This window comes from Bacillus sp. FSL W7-1034 (genome assembly GCF_038593365.1).
In the GTDB taxonomy this organism is placed as follows: Bacteria; Bacillota; Bacilli; order Bacillales; family Bacillaceae; genus Bacillus; species Bacillus altitudinis.
Window position 1 is genome coordinate 2,435,629 of the sequence record NZ_CP151989.1, and the last position, 19,631, is coordinate 2,455,259.

Consider the following 19,631-nt stretch of genomic DNA (forward strand, 5'->3'; position numbering starts at 1 on the left):
ATAGACAACTCGGCTCGTCTTGTCAATGAACGCTTCGTCTCATGTGAATATATTGCACAATGATGACCCTCATAATAGCTGCGGACGGCACGGCTAAAATCATTCCAATCAAGCCAAACAGCTCACCTCCAGCGAGTAACACCAGCATGATTACGACAGGATGCATATGCAGGCTTCTCCCGACAATGATCGGACTCAGTACATTGCTTTCTAAAAATTGAAGCACGGCTACTGTAATTAGCACAATGATCACTGACTTCACTGAGATGGTAAAAGCGATAAAGACAGCTGGAATCGCTCCAATAATCGGGCCAAAATACGGAATGACATTCGTTGCACCGATTAACATACCTAGTACAAGCGGATATGGAATATGAAAAAGCCAAAGAACAATGGCAGCAGCTCCCCCAATTAAAGAACAGACAAGCAATTGTCCTCTAATATAATCCCCAAGTGAGTCATCCACTGCTTTCACAAAGGCATGTCCCCTTTTTCGAAAGCTTGGCGGGGTTAAATACCATGCTGCCCGCTTCATCGTGTTCATATCTTTCACCATATAAAAGACAAGAAAAGGGATGAGTGCAGCAACTAAGGCGTAATCAAGCAGTACTTTACAGCTAAGAATCATCCGCTCTGCCCCATTTGCGGCATACGTCTCAGATTGGACAATAAAACGATCCAGCCGTTCATGTAGTCCATCAGGCCAGTGGCTTGTATGACGATGAACATGTGATAAAGCACCATTATACGTTTCGGCAAGCATGGGAATTTGCTCCGACAATTCATTTAACTGAGCGATTAAAACCGGTGCCCCTTTATACACAGCCAAACCAATGCCGCCAAAAAACAGCACATATATCAATAAGAGACTGACCGTCCTTGGCAAACCTCGCTTATGTAGTCTTTCAACAATTGGATAAAGAAGATAAGAAATAAAAATAGCGATAAGAAGCGGGATCAAAACCGCTTTGAGCAATAAAAAAATAGGCATCCATAACTCGTCGAGCTGAACCAAAATGAGTAAAGACGCAAGGACAAGCAGTACACCTGCAGCATATATTAGAAACTCGATCGGACGTTTCTTCACCTTTTTCACCTCTCTTCTTATTGTTTAACCAACTTCTGCAATTATCCATGTAAATAAAATTTGTCCTAACTTTGTTAAAAATGAATACACATGAAACATACGGCTCCATCCAAAGTCACTGTTTGCTGTAAAATCTCGTTAGAAAATATTCCATTATTTTCTTATTTCCGCCTCATTTATGCTAGAATCCACTTTAGCTCAATCATTAGAAGAGGAGGTTCTTCATGATCACATTCGAAGAAGTCAACAAGCATTACGGCCAGTTCCATGTACTTAAGGACATTAACCTACATATTCAAAAAGGTGAGGTTGTTGTGATCATCGGTCCTTCAGGGTCTGGAAAAAGCACGATGCTCAGATGTATCAATCGTCTTGAAAGCATTGATGAAGGAAAAGTCCTTGTCAATCAAGTGTCTGTTCAGCATCCGAAAACCAACATCAATCTCATCAGGCAAAATATCGGGATGGTGTTTCAGCACTTCCATCTTTATCCGCATAAGACGGTGCTTGAAAACATTATGCTTGCGCCGATGAAGGTTAAAAAAGTGAGCAAAGAAGAAGCAAAGGAAACAGCTGAATTTTATTTAAATAAAGTTGGCATTCCTGAAAAAGCAGACACCTACCCTTCTAGACTCTCAGGAGGACAGCAGCAGCGTGTGGCAATCGCGAGAGGACTTGCAATGAAACCTGAGGTCATGCTTTTCGATGAACCAACATCAGCTCTTGATCCAGAGATGATCGGTGAGGTGCTAGATGTGATGAAACAGCTGGCAAGGGAAGGGATGACAATGGTCGTTGTCACGCACGAGATGGGGTTTGCCCGTGAAGTCGCGGACCGTATTGTGTTTATTGATGAAGGAAGAATTCTTGAAGAATCTACACCAGCTGCCTTTTATGAAAAACCGCGCGAGAAACGCGCTCAGCTCTTTTTAAGCCGTATTTTAAATCACTAGGGGGAATGAATTTGATGAAAAAAATGAAACGCTTTGGCCTATTACTGTTGATGACTTGCTGTATGATCGCTCTCGCTGCTTGCGGATCTACCGAGAAAGGCTCAACCGATGCAAAACAAGGTAGCTCATTAGAAGCCATTAAGAAAGACAAAAAAATCGTTTTCGGTGTGAAAAACGATACTCGTTTATTCGGTCTAAAAAATCCTAGTAGCGGGGATATTGAAGGGTTTGATATTGATATCGCAAAAGCGATCACTAAAGAAATGCTCGGTGATGAAGGAAAAGCAGAATTCAAAGAAGTGACATCTAAAACAAGGATTCCTTTACTGCAAAAAGGAGATATTCATGCCATTGTTGCCACAATGACGATCACAGAAGAGCGTAAAAAAGAGGTCAATTTCTCAGATGTTTACTTTGAAGCAGGACAATCACTGCTTGTGAAAAAAGGCAGCGACATTCAATCGATTGATGATCTTAAAAAAGGTACGAAGGTGCTTGCAGTGAAAGGGTCCACTTCTTCTCAAAACATTCGCGAAAAAGCACCAGAAGCATCCGTTTTAGAATTTGAAAATTACCAAGAAGCCTTTACAGCCTTAAAATCAAATCAAGGGCAAGTTCTGACAACTGATAATGCAATTTTATTTGGCATGGCAGACGAAGATTCAAATTATGAAGTCGTTGGCGGAACATTTACCGATGAGCCTTATGGCATCGCTGTGAAAAAAGGCGATGAAGAATTGACAGAAGCTATTAATAAAGCGTTAAAGGCATTAAAAGATAATGGAGAGTATGACAAGATTCATAAAAAATGGATCAAAGAATAATCAATTGACTCGATCAATCTCAACACCCTCAGGAGAGCCGCTTGCCGGCTCCTCTGTTGATTAGGAAGGAAGTGAACTGATTGCTGCGATTTTCCATTTTAACTGAGAACTTCCATCTTTATTTAGAAGGGTTTAAATATACGATTGGTGCAAGTGTCATTGCGTTGATTGGAAGCTTTTTCATCGGTACACTCATTGCCATTATGAGAATTGCGCCACTAAGACCGCTCAACTGGTTAGGGACGGCTTACGTGGAATTTATTCGGAATATTCCGTTATTATTGATCACCTTTGTGTTCTTTTTTGGTTTACCGGTACTTGGCATTGTGGCAGATGGCTTTACAGCAGGAACCATTGCCCTCTCCATTTATACGTCTGCTTTTATCGCTGAAGCCATTCGTGCAGGTATACAAGCTGTACCGCTTGGACAAATGGAAGCAGCTAGAGCTTCTGGTCTGTCATATGGCGGAACGATGCGATATATTATTCTGCCGCAGGCAATCAAAATTGTCATTCCACCACTTGGGAATCAATTTATCAATCTTGTGAAAAACTCGTCTATTTTAGGTGTCATTGCAGGGTTTGATCTGATGTACCAAGGAGACCTTATCGCTTCGAGAACGTTTGTGACATTTGATGTATACATCTTTGTTGCCATGTTCTATCTTCTATTGACCATTCCGCTTAGTCTAGGCGTTGGTTATTTAGAAAAAAGATTAGCCCGAAGCCACTAGAAAGGAGGAAACACAATGGATTTTATAGGTGCCTACCAGCCCGATCATCTCGCCTTTTTACTTGAAGGATTTGCTGTCACCTTAAAAGTGGCTTTTATCTCCATCATTTTAAGCTTTATCATCGGATTAGTCGTTGGCACATTGAGGTTCGCACAAATCCCTATTTTATCAAAGGTGCTTGCGGTCATTGTGGAAACCGTTCGGAACCTGCCGCTTTTGCTGATCATCTTTTTTACGTATTTCGCCCTGCCTGAAATCGGCATTAAGCTGAGCATTACAGCCTCTGCCATTGCGGCTTTAACCGTGTTTGAATCCGCCATGCTGTCAGAAATCATTCGCAGTGGATTAAAATCAATTGATAAAGGACAAATCGAAGCGGCCAGATCCTCTGGTTTAACCTATATTCAAACATTAAAAATGATTATCATGCCACAGGCGTTACGCCGAATGGTCCCCCCGATTGTCAGTCAATTTATTTCTCTTTTAAAAGATACATCGCTTGCCGTTGTGATTGCCCTTCCAGAGTTATTGCATCACGCGCAGATTTTAAATGGTCAAAGCCAATCTTATTTACTTCCTATTTTCCTCTTGGCCGCCATGATGTATTTTGTTGTGAACTTCAGCTTGTCTATACTTGCACGGAGATTAGAGTACAGGCAGGCATAAAAAAAGGACATCCGCTCATGGTGGATGTCCCTTTTTGTTTAAAGCATTCGCATAACTCGTTTTCTCATCTTTTTCATATCCCGCTTAGATGGCATATCATATCGACTTGCAAAGTGATATGCGAGTGCACCTGCACCAAGCGTTAATAGTGAAGAAGTCATTTTGCCCATTCGAAATTCCCCCTTAACACTTATAGTTGAATTGAACGTTCATCGTCACTAAACAGGTCATCTAAACTGCTTAGTGTACCGTCTTCCTCCACTTGGTGAGTAGATATTTTGCCTTTTGACAGTGTCAATTCAATAAAACAGCCCCAGCAATAATATTGATTGACCCCAATTTTTCCGATGTCTTTACATTTGCAATTTGGGCAAATGAGCATACTCAGCACCTCTTTACGTTCGGTTTAGAACAAGTGCTTCCTTTTGAACATCCATCAAGGTTCCGGCAGCATGCAGCTGCTTTCGAATCCCTGATAGCTCTGTAAAGAAGCCGTCCGAGAGTTCATATGCTACGATTGTGCCCGAATTTGTACAAAAGTATACATCTTCCAAAACACCTAATGTTTCACCATCTGGCGTACGGATCATTTTCTTTTTTAATTTCGAAAAGAAGAAGGATGGGGCGGAGTTATCTATCTCGATGCCCTTCTGGCAGCTCACATATAGACCTTTGTCTGTCAGTTTGTCGCCAGCTGAGAATGGAATGAAAGCACAGTCTTTCTTTTTCCCATCTAAAACATATCCCCCGCAGCTGCCGCCGGCTAAAAAGCAAATATCTTTGATCGCCCCAAGTGAATGAGACAGCTCGTCTGTATAGATCGTCAGTCCTTCAAGCTCTCGACATGTTCTCAAAATGTGATCAACCACCTTTTCGGAACAGTCTTATCGTGTGCGTTTCCTCTATGACTCATACGAAGAAATGGCTTCCATGAAGGAAGCCATTTACTCTTGCATAAAATCAAACGGAGTGATTCCCTCCATGCCAATATTGGCATCGTGTACACTGAAAGGAAGTTCTTTTTGGAGGGCTGCTAGCTCAGCGTCCATGATTTTTTCCGTTTCAGTAAGACGCATGGTTAAAGACGTTTGTCTGAGGGAGTCTTCATTATTTTTCACGCCCCACTCTAATGCTGATTCCTCGCCGCACAAAATTAAAAACTTTTTACTTCGTGTAATGGCCGTGTAAAGCAAATTTCTTCGAAGCATTCGATAATAACTTCTCACGACTGGCAGCACCACGATTGGGAATTCACTGCCCTGAGATTTATGAATCGAGCAACAATAAGCGTGTGTAAATTGATGAAAATCTTTTTTCGTAAACGTGATTTCGTTTCCATCAAAGGAGATGACCGCCATATCTTCTTTTTCCGTGTTTTCTTTCGCATAAAAGATCGAGACAATTTCGCCAATATCTCCATTAAAAATGTTATTCTCGGGCTGATTGACAAGCTGAAGTACCTTATCGCCTGTCCGGTAGACGACATCACCAAATGGAATCTCTCTTCCTTTTGGCTTTTTAGGATTCAAAATTTGCTGGAGCATTTTATTCAGTTCATTAATGCCTGCTTTTCCTTTATACATCGGGGCAAGCACTTGAATGTCCTTTGCTGAATAACCCTTTTGAGCAGCATTGCTGACCACTTTCTCGATGACTTCTTTCATTTGGTCACTAGAGCATTGAATAAAGGATCGATCCTTCGAGCGCGCAGTAATATCCTTTGGCAATACACCATTTTTCATATCATGCGCAAGCTCAACAATTGTTGAACCGTCTGCCTGCCGGTAAATATCAGTTAGTGTAACTGCCGGTATAGCTTGTGACGCAAGCAGGTCTCTTAACACTTGACCAGGTCCGACAGATGGAAGTTGATGTTCGTCTCCAACCATAATGACTTGAATATGATCTGGGATCGCCTTAAACAAATGGTTCGCCAGCCAAATATCCAGCATACTCGATTCATCAATGATGACAAGCTTCCCTTCAATCGGCTGGTCTTCATCATGTGAGAAGCCTTCTGATCCATTCCAGCCTAGCAACCGGTGAATGGTCACAGCAGGAAGTCCAGTGGATTCTGTCATTCGTTTCGCAGCACGTCCAGTTGGTGCGGCAAGCACGAACGGAAATGCTTCATCTTTTTTATAATCACCCGGGTCAAGAGATACGCCGTGAAGATCGCTGTAAAGCTCGACAATCCCTTTAATGACCGTCGTTTTCCCTGTACCCGGTCCGCCTGTTAAAAGCAGCATTGGAGACATGAGTGCCTTTTGAATGGCTTCTTTTTGGGTTGGTGCATACTGGACACCAAGCCGTTCCTCCAGTTCACCGAGTGCAAGCAGAAATTCTGATTCAGGAAATTGATCTGCATATTCCGTTTGAGCGACAATTTTTTGAATGCGTTTTGCCACACTTTGCTCCGCATAAAAGAGCGACGGATGATAACAGCGCTCATCTTCAATAATCATTTCTTTCCCTTCACCAAGTGCAATGATCTGATTGGCAACGTCCATTTCAGTCACTTTGTAGTCATTGCCGGTTTGATTCAGCAGTTTACGGGTTTCGACGATCAGATCTTTCGTTTGTATGTACGTATGACCGTCCTGCAGGCTTGCTGTCTCAACGGTATACAAAAGGGCTGCACGAATGCGGTCTGGATCATTTCCAGATATCCCTGTTCTAGCGCCGAGTTCATCTGCTTTAATAAAGCCAATCCCCTCGACGTCTTTGACGAGCTGATAAGGGTTTTCTTCAATTTTCTGCAACGTTTCACTCTCGTAAACTTGGTAAATCTTCATGCTAAGCTGAGGACCAAAACCATATTGATTCAGGCTGATCATGATTTGCTCAAGCCCTTGATGCTCTTGAAGTGCGGCAGCCAGCTTATCGGCCTTCTTTTTTGACAGGCGAGGGACATCATACAACACAGACGGATCACGCATAATTTGATGAAGCGTCTGATTGCCAAGCTTGCCGACGATTTCTTCCGCCGTCTTTTTCCCAATCCCTTCAAACAAGTCACTAGAGAGATAATGAATGATGCCTTGCTTTGTTGTAGGGACTTCCTTTTGAAAATGAGTGGCTTGAAACTGCTCGCCAAACTTCGGATGACTTGTGACCTTGCCATAGAAGGTGTAGGTTTCCTCCTCATGAAGCGCTGGGAAGTACCCTGTGACAGATGCTGTCTTTTCCTCTAAATTCTCTGATGTTTCAATGACTTTTACTTTTAACACCGAGTATAAATTACCTTCGTTATGGAAAATAACGGCTTGAACCGTCCCTTTTAAAAACGGTTCATCTTCAAGCTTCATTTGATCTGGATGTTCCTGCACAGGTCTTCCCTCCTTCCGGTTATTCTGCCTCTTGAATCAGCTTTTGCGCATGCAATGCAAGCATATGATCAGGCTGCACGTCAATGGCTTTTCCTAGCATTTCAAGCGCTTCGTCCTTTTTCTCTAAATACGCATACGCAACGCCCGCATTATAAAAAGCGTCTGCATGCTGCGGATCTCGCGTAATCACTTCAGTAAAGACTGCGACCGCTTCCTCCAGCAGATGTTCATTCGCTAAGCACATGCCAAATTGAAATCTTGCTTCGTTATCTTCTTCGTTTAGCTCAACTGCACGCTGAAGATAAGGCATCGCAAGCTTTGGCTGCTCTAATTTCATCAGTGTCTGCCCTAACATATAAAACAAATCACTGTTTTCCATTCCAGCTTGTAGCGCTTGCTCAAAATAGTCTTTCGCTTTCATAAAGTCTTCTTTCATCGTGTAAACATTTCCTGCTCCGTAATAGGCTGCAGCTGCTGTATGATCAAGTTCAATGGCTTTTTGAAAGAAGTTCAAAGCACGTTCAAATTCATGAACACTTGAAAGTAAATTCGCAAAGTTAATATATGGAACCGGGTCCTTTGGGCTTTCTTCAATGGCTTTCGTAAAAGCTTCAGCTGCCTGTTCGATGTTCCCTTGATTTAAAGCTTCAATACCGATTTCGTTATGATTCATTCGCTCTCTTCATCCTTTCATTAAAAAACCTCAACAGCGACGTTGAGGTTTTTAACACATGTTACACATACGACAGCTTTTGGCCATCTTTAAAGACATCGTCAATGGTCCCGCCGCCAAGACATTCTTCGCCATCATAAAAAACAACAGCTTGTCCTGGAGTGACAGCACGAACGGGTTCATCAAAGATCACCATTGCTTCCTGCTCACCTGTCATTTTGACTTTTACATGATGGTCTTCTTGACGGTATCGGAATTTCGCTGTGCATGTGAGTTCACCGTTTTCGCCGACAATATGAGGACGCGTCCAGCTGATGTTAACAGCTGAAATACTTTCAGAGTATAAAAGCGGATTGTGGAAGCCTTGTTCAACAAATAAGATATTTTTCTCTAAGTCCTTCCCAACAACGAACCACGGATCACCGCTTCCGCCAATGCCAAGTCCTTGGCGTTGACCGATCGTGTAATACATGAGTCCATCATGTTCACCTTTTACTTCTCCGTCCATTGTCTGCATCACACCGGGCTGTGCAGGCAAATATTGGCTAAGGAACGTTTTAAAGTTTCTTTCCCCAATAAAGCAGATGCCCGTAGAATCTTTTTTCGTTGCTGTTGCGAGCTCTGCTTCTTTCGCTAATTCACGCACTCTTTTTTTCTCTAAATCGCCGATTGGGAACAATACTTTATCAAGTTGTTCTTGAGTCAGCTGATTCAAGAAATAAGTTTGGTCTTTGTTTGTATCAAGACCTCTTAGCATTTTCACTTCATCGCCGGTTCTGTCGACACGGGCATAGTGCCCTGTTGCCAAATAATCCGCTCCAAGCGACAATGCATGCTCAAGAAATGCTTTGAACTTAATTTCTTTATTACACATGACATCTGGATTCGGCGTTCTGCCTGCTTTATATTCATCAAGAAAATATTGAAACACTTTGTCCCAATACTGTTTCTCGAAATTCACTGCATAATATGGGATTCCAATCTGGTTACAAACACGAATGACATCCTCATAGTCCTCCGTTGCTGTACATACACCATTTTCATCTGTGTCATCCCAGTTTTTCATAAATATGCCGATCACATCATAGCCTTGCTCCTTTAGCATGAGCGCAGCAACTGATGAATCGACGCCTCCAGACATACCGACCACAACTCTTGTGTCTTCAGGTCTTTTTGTCATCTTCATCAACTCCAATTTCAATGAAACAACGTGCGCGTTTCGTTCTTCAGGTGCCTAGCTGTTTCATTTTTCACACACGAACAAAAGGGGAGCCATTTATTTGGCTAGGCGTTTCACGACAGCCGCTATCTTATGCGCCGCCTGCTTCACATGTTCCTCTTCATTTCCAAGACCGAAGCTTATTCTGACTGAGGATGTCAGCTCTTTTGCTTCTTCACCATACATGGCGCTTAATACGTGCGAAGGAAGGACAGATCCAGCCGTACATGCTGACCCGCTCGAAACAGCAATCCCTTCCATATCTAAGTTCACAAGTAACGATTCAATAGAAACGCCCGGGAAGTGGACATTTAAAATATGCGGCAATGTCTCTTTCGGATGTCCATTGATAGAGAAATTGAGTGATTCCTCTTCGAATACTTGCAGCATCGCTTCTTTGAGCTTACCATAATGCACTGCTTTTTCTCTTCTATTTTGCTTTGTTAATTGAACTGCTTCTGCAAGTCCAATGATTCCCGCCACATTTTCAGTACCAGCACGGCGTTTTCTCTCTTGTTCTCCTCCGAATAGCTGCGGTGAAAGTTTTACACGCTCATTCACGTATAAAAAGCCTGTTCCCATCGGGCCATTTAGTTTATGACCGGACGCAGATAAGAGGTCGATATGAAGTTCTGTGACATCAATTGATATTGTCCCAAATGCCTGTACTGCGTCTGTATGAAAATAAGCAGTGTGTTCGTGTAAAAGTTGACCAATTTCTTTAATTGGCTGAATCACACCCGTTTCATTATTGCCGTACATGATAGTCACAAGAATTGTATCGTCTCTTAGTGCTTGTTTTAATTGATCAAGATGAATCAATCCAGTGTGATCCACATCTAAATACGTCACATCAAAACCAAGATTCTCTAAGCGTTCGCATGTATGCAGCACTGCATGATGCTCAGTTTTTGTTGTGATGATATGTTTTCCTTCATGCTGCCTTGCCATTGCCACACCTGTAATGGCCAAGTTGTCTGCCTCTGTTCCTCCGCTTGTGAGGATGATCTCCTGCTGCTTACAGTGTAATTCTCCTGCAATGACTTCCCTTGCTTCATCGAGCCACTTTCTTGCCTCGCGCCCATATGAATGAATACTAGAGGGATTGCCAAATATCTCTGTAAAGTAAGGCATCATCTTGTCCACAATCCGTTGATCCATAGGCGTTGTGGCTGCATGATCTAAATAGATACGTTCCATTTACGGTACACCTCTGATCTAAATATAGAACATATACGCCTCTTGATCCTCGTCATCTTTATAGCTTGCCAAGTCTTCAAGAGTTGTATTGTCCAGTACGTCTTTTACTGCATCACGAATACGAATCCAAAGTGCACGCTTTGCTGGTTCTTCGTTTTCAATCACTTCAACAGGACTAATAGGTCCTTCTAATACACGAATAATATCACCGGCTGTAATCTCGTTTGGCTCATGGGCAAGCACATAGCCGCCATACGCTCCGCGGATACTTTTCACAAGACGTGCATTGCGAAGTGGTGATACAAGCTGCTCTAAATAATGCTCAGACAAATCATTGTTTTGAGCGATTGATTTTAATGATGTAGGGCCTTCGCCATGTTTTTTGGCTAATTCGATCATGATCGTCAGACCATATCTGCCTTTAGTAGAAATTTTCAAGTTAAACACCTCTGCGTTTTCTATTTCTATGTCATCAATTATTTTTCTGATTTCATATACGCTTATATAGACCAAAAGCAATTATATCATACTTTTAGCCAACTTTCATTTGCGGGTTCTGAGCTCAAAACGAGGACGCATCCCTTTTCTATTTGAAGAAATTTCGGTACTCTATACAAACAAGACATTGCTTTAGGAGAGATAATCATGAAACCTTTAGCGTATCGGATGCGCCCAAGTCATATTGGAGACATTATTGGGCAGGAGCATCTCGTTGGGGAAGGTCAAATTATTAGACGAATGGTCGAGGCAAAACATTTGTCCTCGATGATTTTATACGGACCGCCGGGAATCGGCAAAACATCCATTGCAACTGCAATTGCTGGCAGTACAAGCATTGCCTTCCGTACATTGAATGCGGTGATTCATAACAAAAAAGATATGGAAGCTGTCGCCGCTGAAGCGAAAATGAGTGGTCAGGTCATCCTGATTTTAGACGAAGTCCACAGACTCGATAAAGGGAAGCAGGATTTCCTTCTTCCGTATTTAGAAAATGGCATGATCATTTTAATTGGCGCGACAACAGCTAATCCGTATCATGCGATTAACCCAGCCATCCGCAGCCGGACACAAATATTTGAGCTGAAGCCGCTGGAAACAGAGCAAATTAAAGCTGCATTATCTCGAGCTTTACAGGATGAACATCGCGGGCTTGGCGGTTATTCGGTCAAAGTTGATGAGGAGGCAATGAATCATTTTGCAAATGGATGCGGAGGAGATGTGCGTTCCGCTTTAAATGCGCTTGAACTAGCCGTCTTATCGACAAAAGCGGATGAATCTGGACAGATCACGATCACTCTAGCTGCAGCAGAAGAATGTTTACAAAAAAAGAGCTTCTCGCATGATAAAAACGGTGATGCCCATTATGATGTCCTCTCGGCTTTTCAAAAATCCATTAGAGGATCTGATGCAGATGCTGCGCTGCATTACCTTGCAAGACTCATTGAAGCGGGAGACCTTGAAAGCATTTCGAGACGATTACTTGTGATGGCTTATGAAGATATTGGCCTAGCCAGTCCGCAGGCAGGGCCACGTGTGTTAAGCGCTGTTCAAACAGCTGAGAGAGTTGGTTTTCCAGAAGCACGAATTCCACTCGCTAATGCCGTGATTGAACTGTGTCTTTCTCCAAAGTCAAACTCCGCTTACCAAGCGATTGATGCGGCACTGCATGATATTCGCACGGGGAAAATTGGTGAAGTTCCCGTTCATTTAAAAGATGCCCACTATAAAGGAGCAGCAGCACTTGGAAGGGGCGCCGATTACTTATATCCGCACGATTATGAAAATGGCTGGGTGAAGCAGCAATATTTACCTGACCCGCTGAAAAACAAACAATATTATGAACCAAAGCAAACTGGAAAATTTGAAGGTGCACTAAAGCAAGTGTATGAAAATTTAAGACGGCAAAAATAAAAACAGCCCCCTGCTCTAAGCAGGCGGGCTGTTTATTTATCTTTCACACGTGTAATCGGAATGTCTTTTAACAGTTTCATAATGACATGACCACCCATAATCAGTCCAGCCACAGATGGAACAAATGCATTGGATGATGGCGGCATTTGTGCCTTACGAATTTTCGCTTCATCATTTCCAACTTCTTTTCTCACATCTTCACGAATGACAATCGGACTTTCATCAGAGAAAATAACTTCAATTCCCTTACGAATGCCTTCCTTCCGCAGGCGTGTTCTGACGACTTTCGCAATTGGGTCTGTATGTGTTTTCGAGATGTCATCAATTTTAAAGCGTGTCGGATCTGTTTTATTTGCAGCACCCATACTCGAAATAATGTTCACATCGCGTTTCAGGCACTCTTTCATTAAATGAATTTTATAATGAATTGTATCTGATGCATCAATGACATAATCAAGTGGATACTCAAAGAATTGTTCATATGTTTCTTCTGTATAGAACATTTTGAGCGCAACAACTTCACATTCTGGGTTGATGTCAGCAATTCTTGCCTGCATTAAGTCAACTTTAGGCTGACCAACCGTTGATAGCAAAGCTGGCAGCTGCCTATTTACATTTGTAATATCAATATCATCTTTATCAACAAGAACAATACGGCCAACACCTGAACGAGCAAGAGCTTCTACTGCAAAAGAACCTACGCCGCCTACTCCAAGCACTGCAACTGTACTGTTTTTTAATATATTTAAGCCTTCCTTGCCAATGGCAAGCTCGTTTCTTGAAAACTGATGTAACAAGTGCCTCACTCCACCTTTATTTAAAATGAATCGAAAGAATCATATCATATTCAGCGTTCTCCGTCATCCTTCTCAAATAGAAAAAAACACAAAAAAGTCCCGATCACGCCGCCAGCTTTTCCTTCGTTTTGAACCCCGCACCATGCAGGTGGGTGCTTTCTTCCTCACTTTATAAGTCCTCAGAAGAGGCATTTATGCAGAAAGGAAAGGCAAGCTCCCGTAGAAAAAAATGTTCGGTCAAAACTAGGTAACCACCGTACGTATCAGGACTTTATTTATTGGTTGATGAAAGCATATCATAGGCATGTCCCTTTTTCAAGCGTTTACATGCCTATAAACATGCGCCTATTTTACTGTTTTACTTTTGTTTTAATAGCCAAACTCAGTTCATCTAGCTGCGCTGCGCTTACAGTGCCAGGAGCATCTGTGAGAACACAGCTTGCACTTGCCGTTTTCGGGAACGCAATGGTATCTCTTAGGTTAGATCGGCCGGCAAGCAGCATCACTAGGCGGTCAAGTCCAAGCGCAATTCCGCCGTGCGGAGGCACACCATGCTCAAATGCATCAAGAAGGAAGCCGAACTGATCGTACGCTTCTTCTTTAGAAAAGCCAAGTAAACCAAACATTTTCTCTTGAATGTCCTTTTCAAAAATACGAATAGAACCTCCGCCAAGCTCATAGCCGTTCAGCACAAGATCATACGCTTGAGCTTTCATATCTTCTGGACTTGTTTCAATTAATTCAAGATCATCACGAACTGGCATTGTGAAAGGATGATGAGCAGCATAGAAGCGGCCTTCTTCTTCATCTTTTTCAAGCAGCGGCCAGTCGACTACCCATAAGAAATTGAAGACAGACTCATCGATGAGTTTAAGCTCTTTGCCAAGTTTCAAACGAAGTGCGCCAAGCGCATCATGGACAACAGACGTTTTGTCAGCGACAAAAAGTAAAAGGTCTCCCTCTTCAACTTGAAGCTGTTCTTTTAATTCTGCTTGTTTTGACTCATCAAAGAATTTAGCGATTGGTCCTTTTAACTCTGTCCCTTCAGCTTTTAGCCAAGCAAGACCTTTTGCACCATAGTTCGCTGCAAATGCACCAAGTGCATCGATGTCTTTTCTTGAGTAGTTTGCTGCAGCCCCTTTGACATTAATGGCTTTGACAGCTCCGCCATTGTTTACAGCACCGCTGAAGACTTTGAAATCTGAGTCTTTTACCGTGTCTGAAATGTTGACAAGCTTCATGTCAAATCGGGTATCTGGCTTGTCAGAACCATAGGAATTCATCGCTTCATCGTACGTCATACGAGGTAATGGCAATGTCAGGTCAACGCCTTTGACATCTTTCATCACCTTTGCCATCATCTCTTCAGCAAGCGTCATGATGTCTTCTTGGCTCATAAAGGACATTTCAATATCGACTTGTGTAAATTCCGGCTGACGGTCAGCACGCAAGTCTTCATCTCTAAAGCAACGAGCGATTTGATAGTAGCGGTCCATCCCAGACACCATGAGCAATTGCTTAAATAATTGCGGAGACTGCGGCAGCGCATAGAATTCTCCTTCGTGTACACGGCTTGGCACAAGATAGTCACGCGCACCTTCTGGCGTACTTTTTGTTAAAATTGGTGTTTCAATGTCTAGAAAGCCGTGATCATCTAAGAAATGGCGGAATGCTTTTGTGACTTCATGTCGCATTTTCATCGTTTCAAACATCGCAGGACGGCGAAGATCTAGGTAGCGGTATTTTAAGCGCACATCTTCTGATACCTCATCTGCTTGATCAGAAATCACAAATGGAGGCGTCTTGGCTTCATTTAAAACAGTGACTGTGTCGACTTGAATTTCAATTTTGCCTGTTTTTAAATTTGGGTTGATCGTAGCTTCTTCTCTTGCGACCACTGTCCCTTTAATATCAAGGACATATTCATTCCGAATCGATTCTGCTGTCTCAAGAGCCTCTTTTGATTGGTCTGGATGAAAGACAACTTGCACAATGCCTGTACGATCACGCAGGTCAATAAAGATTAATCCGCCAAGGTCACGACGTTTTTGTACCCATCCTTTTAATACAACGGTTTGACCGATTTGGTCTTCTGTTACTTCTCCACAATAAAAAGTTCTACCAAACACAAACATTCCACTCCTTCTTTACGCTTTCTGGTGGGCTTTCATCATTTGAATCAGCTCATCAAGCTTCACTTCAATTTGTTCACCCGTTGTCGTATCTTTTACGTTTACAATTTGCTGCGCTAGCTCATCTTCACCAAGAACTGCAATAAACTTGGCTTTCAAGCGGTCTGCCGCTTTAAATTGTGCTTTTAGCTTTTTCCCTGTATAGTCCATTTCACTTGAAATGCCTTCTTTTCTTAGGCGATTCAATAAGCCAACAGCATAATCTTTTGCTTGATCTCCTAATGCCGCAATATATAAATCAATGCCGTCTTGAACAGGAAGCTCGATCTTCTCTGCATCAATCGCTGATAGGAAACGTTCAATACTCATCGCAAAGCCGATACCTGGTGATTCAGGACCGCCAATTCCTTCAACAAGTCCATCATAACGGCCGCCGCCGGCTAATGTTGTGATCGCGCCAAAGCCTTCTGCATTACTCATGATCTCAAAGGCAGTGTGATTGTAATAATCAAGACCGCGCACTAAGTTCGGATCGACGACATATTCAATGCCTAGATCGGTTAAGTATTGTTTTACTTTTTCAAAATAAGTCCGTGATTCTTCATTTAAGTAATCTTGAATGGATGGTGCCGTTGCCATCAGTTCGTGATCGCGGTCCTTTTTACAATCAAGAATACGCAATGGATTTTGATGTAAACGAATTTGGCAGTCGTGACAGAATTCATCAATTCTTGGTTCAAAATGCTCGACAAGTGCTTGACGGTAATCTGCACGGCTTTCTTTGTCACCAAGGCTGTTAATAACGAGTTTTAAGTTGGAAAGACCTGCTTTCTCATACACACTCATCGCTAATGAAATGACCTCTGCATCAATGGCAGGATCTTTTGAACCGATCGCTTCAATTCCGAATTGATAAAATTGACGATATCTTCCCGTTTGTGGACGCTCATAGCGGAACATTGGTCCAATGTAGTACAGCTTTGTAGGCTGTGCAGGCTGTGCAAACAGTTTATTTTCAACATAAGAACGGACAGTCGAAGCTGTTCCTTCTGGGCGAAGTGTGATGCTACGTCCTTTTTTATCTTCAAATGTGTACATCTCTTTTTGAACGATATCTGTTGACTCGCCTACTCCTCGTGCAAACAGTTCTGTATGCTCAAAAATCGGTGTGCGGATTTCTTTGTATTGAAAGGCTGCACATGTATCTCTCGCAATTTGTTCAACATACTGCCAGCGTTCTGATTCTCCCGGTAAAATATCCTGTGTGCCTCTTGGAATATTAAAACTCATTTTTCGTCCTCCTACGACCATCATTCATTTTTTATGTGGACATATAAAAAACCCCCGCCTCTACTATGTGTATAGTAGGGACGAGAGTTATACCCGTGGTGCCACCCTAGTTGGAACATGATCTAGCCATGTTCCCGCTCAAATCCTTAACGCAGATTCACGTTCTCCGCCTATTGACTCATTTTTTGAGTGTTCAGCAGGAAACCTACAGAGTGTTCTTTCGTGATAAATGCCATGCGGATTCGCTTTCAGCCTAAGGCGATTCCTCTCTGCTCACGCAATTTACCCTACTATTCTCTATCATCAGTTCCACATTTTAAATTTTCAAGTGTGTTGATTTATATTATAATAAGGTCGGTGCTGCCACTCTGTCAACCCTTGCCGTGTCTCTTTTTCTTTTCCAGCTCTTCTTTTGACGTGCATCCGTATTCAGATGCCGTTTCTTCAAGGAAGCCTGGTTGATCCATTTCGTCGTGCTGCCAGCGGTCGATATCACGATGTCCATTATATTGCACTCGTCCTAATTTTCTGCTTAATCTCATGTTTGTACATCCTTTTATCACATTTTTATTTAGTATAAACAGATTGATTCAATTTTATTAGGGAAACTGCAAGGAATTCATCCATTACATAACGAATTAACATTCATCGGTTTTACAAGGGAGGGGAAAACACCGTTTTGAATCTGAAAACACACCATCACATGATGTTGCTGCTCACCTGTTTTGTCCTCATTGCCAGCACTTGGCCAATGACACATGCGACGGCTCAAACAGATCAAGCTGTCGTTGCAACAGATGAAATCAATGTGCGAACCGGACCTGGTTTAAGCTACGGGATCGCAGCAGTTGTGAAACGAGGAGAAAGCTACCCGATTCTCACTGAACAAGGAGAATGGGTACAGATCGGGCTATCGAACGGACAAAAAGGCTGGGTCGTCTCATGGCTGATTACCAAGTCATCTGATGCACAAAAGCCTGCTAAGCAAAAGACACAAGGTCAAAGTACGCAAGGAAGCAGTTCGATTACGTCAACAGCCTCTGACCTTCGCATTCGGACAGGCCCAGGGACTTCCTATCAAGTCATTGGCACTTTCCCGCAGGGCGCTTCCGCTAAAAAGCTGGACACAAGCGGTGAATGGACAAAAATATCGTACAAACAAGCAGAAGGCTGGGTCCACTCTGATTATATTTCTGGCGGACAAAACGCTTCTTCATCCAGTTCAGCTGAGCCCGCTCGTTCTAAACAGTCCGGCACAGTTGGCGTATCAAGCTTGAATGTTCGAAAATCGGCGGCACCGAACGCACAAGTGGCCGCTTCACTTTCCCGCAACACTCAAGTCACCATTTTACGGGAGCAAAATGGCTGGTATGAAATCGAAGCAAAAGGCGTTAAAGGCTGGGTTGCAAGTTATTATATTGTCTCAAACCAAGGAGCAAGTGCAGCACCTGAAAAGAATTCATCCTCTTCGTCATCTCATCAGAAAGCGTACATCGTTTATGATGGAACGAATATTAGAAAAAGCGCTTCTACCTCCGCTGGAATTGCAGAAAGAGCAACAAAAGGAGCTGCTTATCAAATTGTTCGTACGCAAGGTGACTGGTACGAGGTGACATTATCAAACGGCGGAACAGGCTACGTGGCGAGCTGGGTCGTTCAAACAAAGAAAAATAGCAGCGAAGCACCAAGACCTCAGCAGGATTCATCGTCTGGCACTGGATCTTTAAAAGGCAAAACAATTGTTCTTGATCCTGGGCATGGCGGAAAAGACAGCGGCACGATCGGCGCAGACGGTGCATTTGAAAAGAATATCACGATCAAAACCGCTCATTTGCTGGCGGGTAAGTTAAGAGCTTCTGGAGCAAATGTCTATTTAACAAGAAGTGATGATACATTCATCAGCCTTCAATCGAGGGTTGCCACTTCACATTACCGAAATGCAGATGCATTTATTAGTCTTCATTATGATAGTTTTATGGACCAAAGTATCAGAGGGAGCACCGCATATTATTATCAAGCATCCAAAGATCAACGTTTGGCGACAAGCGTTCATACGGAAGTCGCAAAACGATCACAGATCCCTGATAAAGGAGTCAAATTTGGAGATTATTTTGTTTTAAGAGAAAACAAGCGCCCTTCCCTTTTATATGAACTCGGCTATTTAAGCAATCCTCAAGAAGAAGCGATCATTTATAGCGCCTCTTACCAAGAACGAGTGACAGAAGGAATGACAGAAGGATTAAAACAATATTTCCGATAGAAAAAAGAGGCCGCTGCGCCTCTTTTTTGTTTGATCGCAAAAGAAAAAGACTCTAAACAAACTCTCAGCAAGAGTTTATCTACAGTCTAATGTCTTTCTATTCTTTGCTGTCCATCAACATGGTGACAGGCCCCGAATTGGTCAATGAGACGTCCATCATCGCCCCAAAACGTCCAGTTTCAACATGGATGCCTTTTTCTCTAAGCGTTTCATTGAAGCATTCGTAAAGTGAATTCGCCACATCCGGTTTGGCAGCTTTCATAAAGTTCGGCCGTCTGCCTTTTCTCGTATCACCATAAAGAGTAAATTGAGATACAGACAGTACACTTCCTTTTACATCTAACAAAGAATGATTCATTTTCCCGTTTTCATCTTCAAAAATACGCAAGTGTGCGAGCTTTTCAGCTAAGTAATGCACATCTTCTTCTGTGTCTTCATGTGTAACCCCAACGAGCACCATATAGCCTTCATTGATGGCACCTGTGATCTCTTCTTCTACTTTCACAGATGCACTCGTCACACGCTGAACAACAAGCCTCATAGACGATATACTTCC

General features: G+C 42.7%; 20 protein-coding genes, 1 other RNA gene and 1 other annotated feature. Of the genes, 6 read left to right on the forward strand and 15 right to left on the reverse strand.

The features are described 5' to 3' along the window. Positions 1–22 precede the first annotated feature (22 nt). Positions 23–1,087: an AI-2E family transporter gene (locus NST73_RS12565; protein ID WP_017358104.1), complete on the reverse strand. Its 1,065-nt coding sequence runs from the start codon at positions 1,085–1,087 to the stop codon at positions 23–25. A gap of 224 nt (positions 1,088–1,311) precedes the next feature. Here NST73_RS12565 and NST73_RS12570 point away from each other — a divergent pair, with 224 nt between their 5' ends. The 4 genes from NST73_RS12570 (at position 1,312) to NST73_RS12585 (ending at position 4,264) form a co-directional block, all read left to right on the forward strand. After that, the gene (locus NST73_RS12570; RefSeq protein ID WP_007501456.1) at positions 1,312–2,040 is read left to right on the forward strand and encodes an amino acid ABC transporter ATP-binding protein; all 729 of its coding nucleotides are present in this window, start codon (positions 1,312–1,314) and stop codon (positions 2,038–2,040) included. Positions 2,041–2,054: 14 nt separating this feature from the next. After that, positions 2,055–2,864: a transporter substrate-binding domain-containing protein gene (locus NST73_RS12575; RefSeq protein WP_342499119.1), complete on the forward strand. Its 810-nt coding sequence runs from the start codon at positions 2,055–2,057 to the stop codon at positions 2,862–2,864. An 80-nt stretch (positions 2,865–2,944) separates the two neighbouring features. Continuing rightward, positions 2,945–3,598 (forward strand): amino acid ABC transporter permease, encoded by a 654-nt coding sequence (locus NST73_RS12580; protein ID WP_007501460.1) that lies wholly within the window; start codon positions 2,945–2,947, stop codon positions 3,596–3,598. Between the two features lie 15 nt (positions 3,599–3,613). Continuing rightward, the gene (locus NST73_RS12585) at positions 3,614–4,264 is read left to right on the forward strand and encodes an amino acid ABC transporter permease (protein WP_008342693.1); all 651 of its coding nucleotides are present in this window, start codon (positions 3,614–3,616) and stop codon (positions 4,262–4,264) included. A 38-nt stretch (positions 4,265–4,302) separates the two neighbouring features. Here NST73_RS12585 and NST73_RS12590 read toward each other — a convergent pair whose 3' ends face one another. The 8 genes from NST73_RS12590 to NST73_RS12625 all read right to left on the reverse strand — a co-directional run bounded on the left by NST73_RS12590 (position 4,303) and on the right by NST73_RS12625 (position 11,123). Next, positions 4,303–4,434 (reverse strand): YrzQ family protein, encoded by a 132-nt coding sequence (locus NST73_RS12590; protein WP_008342695.1) that lies wholly within the window; start codon positions 4,432–4,434, stop codon positions 4,303–4,305. Between the two features lie 20 nt (positions 4,435–4,454). Then, entirely contained in the window at positions 4,455–4,646 is a 192-nt protein-coding gene (locus NST73_RS12595) for a hypothetical protein (protein ID WP_003216308.1), read from the reverse strand. A 13-nt stretch (positions 4,647–4,659) separates the two neighbouring features. Then, entirely contained in the window at positions 4,660–5,118 is a 459-nt protein-coding gene (locus tag NST73_RS12600; protein ID WP_342499120.1) for a PRC-barrel domain-containing protein, read from the reverse strand. A 90-nt stretch (positions 5,119–5,208) separates the two neighbouring features. After that, positions 5,209–7,593 carry an ATP-dependent RecD-like DNA helicase gene (locus NST73_RS12605; RefSeq protein WP_342467464.1) on the reverse strand — a complete coding sequence of 795 codons (2,385 nt, stop codon included), beginning with the start codon at positions 7,591–7,593 and terminating at the stop codon, positions 5,209–5,211. A 19-nt stretch (positions 7,594–7,612) separates the two neighbouring features. Beyond that, positions 7,613–8,266, reverse strand: coding sequence for a tetratricopeptide repeat protein (locus NST73_RS12610; RefSeq protein ID WP_008342707.1), 654 nt, complete (start codon positions 8,264–8,266; stop codon positions 7,613–7,615). Positions 8,267–8,327: 61 nt separating this feature from the next. Beyond that, complete coding sequence (gene mnmA / locus NST73_RS12615) at positions 8,328–9,446, reverse strand: tRNA 2-thiouridine(34) synthase MnmA (protein ID WP_008342709.1); 1,119 nt, start codon at positions 9,444–9,446, stop codon at positions 8,328–8,330. Positions 9,447–9,542: 96 nt separating this feature from the next. Beyond that, on the reverse strand, positions 9,543–10,685 hold the full coding sequence (locus NST73_RS12620; RefSeq protein WP_041506813.1) for a cysteine desulfurase family protein: 1,143 nt from the start codon (positions 10,683–10,685) through the stop codon (positions 9,543–9,545). A gap of 18 nt (positions 10,686–10,703) precedes the next feature. Then, a complete protein-coding gene (locus NST73_RS12625) occupies positions 10,704–11,123 on the reverse strand; it encodes an Rrf2 family transcriptional regulator (protein WP_008342713.1) in 420 nt (139 codons plus the stop codon). 207 nt (positions 11,124–11,330) lie between these two features. On the opposite strand from NST73_RS12625, the gene NST73_RS12630 reads away from it, so the two are divergent. Then, complete coding sequence (locus tag NST73_RS12630; protein WP_008342715.1) at positions 11,331–12,596, forward strand: replication-associated recombination protein A; 1,266 nt, start codon at positions 11,331–11,333, stop codon at positions 12,594–12,596. A gap of 32 nt (positions 12,597–12,628) precedes the next feature. Here NST73_RS12630 and NST73_RS12635 read toward each other — a convergent pair whose 3' ends face one another. The 5 genes from NST73_RS12635 to NST73_RS12655 all read right to left on the reverse strand — a co-directional run bounded on the left by NST73_RS12635 (position 12,629) and on the right by NST73_RS12655 (position 17,357). After that, the gene (locus tag NST73_RS12635) at positions 12,629–13,393 is read right to left on the reverse strand and encodes a tRNA threonylcarbamoyladenosine dehydratase (RefSeq protein WP_008342718.1); all 765 of its coding nucleotides are present in this window, start codon (positions 13,391–13,393) and stop codon (positions 12,629–12,631) included. Positions 13,394–13,485: 92 nt separating this feature from the next. Further along, positions 13,486–13,666: non-coding RNA, 6S RNA (gene ssrS, locus NST73_RS12640), on the reverse strand. A 77-nt stretch (positions 13,667–13,743) separates the two neighbouring features. Next, positions 13,744–15,522, reverse strand: a complete 1,779-nt coding sequence (gene aspS / locus NST73_RS12645; protein WP_026050119.1) for an aspartate--tRNA ligase — start codon at positions 15,520–15,522, stop codon at positions 13,744–13,746. 18 nt (positions 15,523–15,540) lie between these two features. Next, positions 15,541–16,815 carry a histidine--tRNA ligase gene (hisS, locus tag NST73_RS12650; RefSeq protein WP_008342721.1) on the reverse strand — a complete coding sequence of 425 codons (1,275 nt, stop codon included), beginning with the start codon at positions 16,813–16,815 and terminating at the stop codon, positions 15,541–15,543. A 73-nt stretch (positions 16,816–16,888) separates the two neighbouring features. After that, positions 16,889–17,128 (reverse strand) — a binding site (T-box leader). Between the two features lie 58 nt (positions 17,129–17,186). Continuing rightward, positions 17,187–17,357, reverse strand: a complete 171-nt coding sequence (locus NST73_RS12655; protein ID WP_003216250.1) for a YrzK family protein — start codon at positions 17,355–17,357, stop codon at positions 17,187–17,189. A gap of 137 nt (positions 17,358–17,494) precedes the next feature. On the opposite strand from NST73_RS12655, the gene NST73_RS12660 reads away from it, so the two are divergent. Next, positions 17,495–19,075, forward strand: a complete 1,581-nt coding sequence (locus NST73_RS12660; RefSeq protein ID WP_144679885.1) for an SH3 domain-containing protein — start codon at positions 17,495–17,497, stop codon at positions 19,073–19,075. Between the two features lie 97 nt (positions 19,076–19,172). On the opposite strand, the gene dtd is transcribed toward NST73_RS12660, so the two are convergent. Then, positions 19,173–19,616, reverse strand: coding sequence for a D-aminoacyl-tRNA deacylase (dtd, locus tag NST73_RS12665; protein WP_008342725.1), 444 nt, complete (start codon positions 19,614–19,616; stop codon positions 19,173–19,175). Positions 19,617–19,631: the final 15 nt, after the last annotated feature.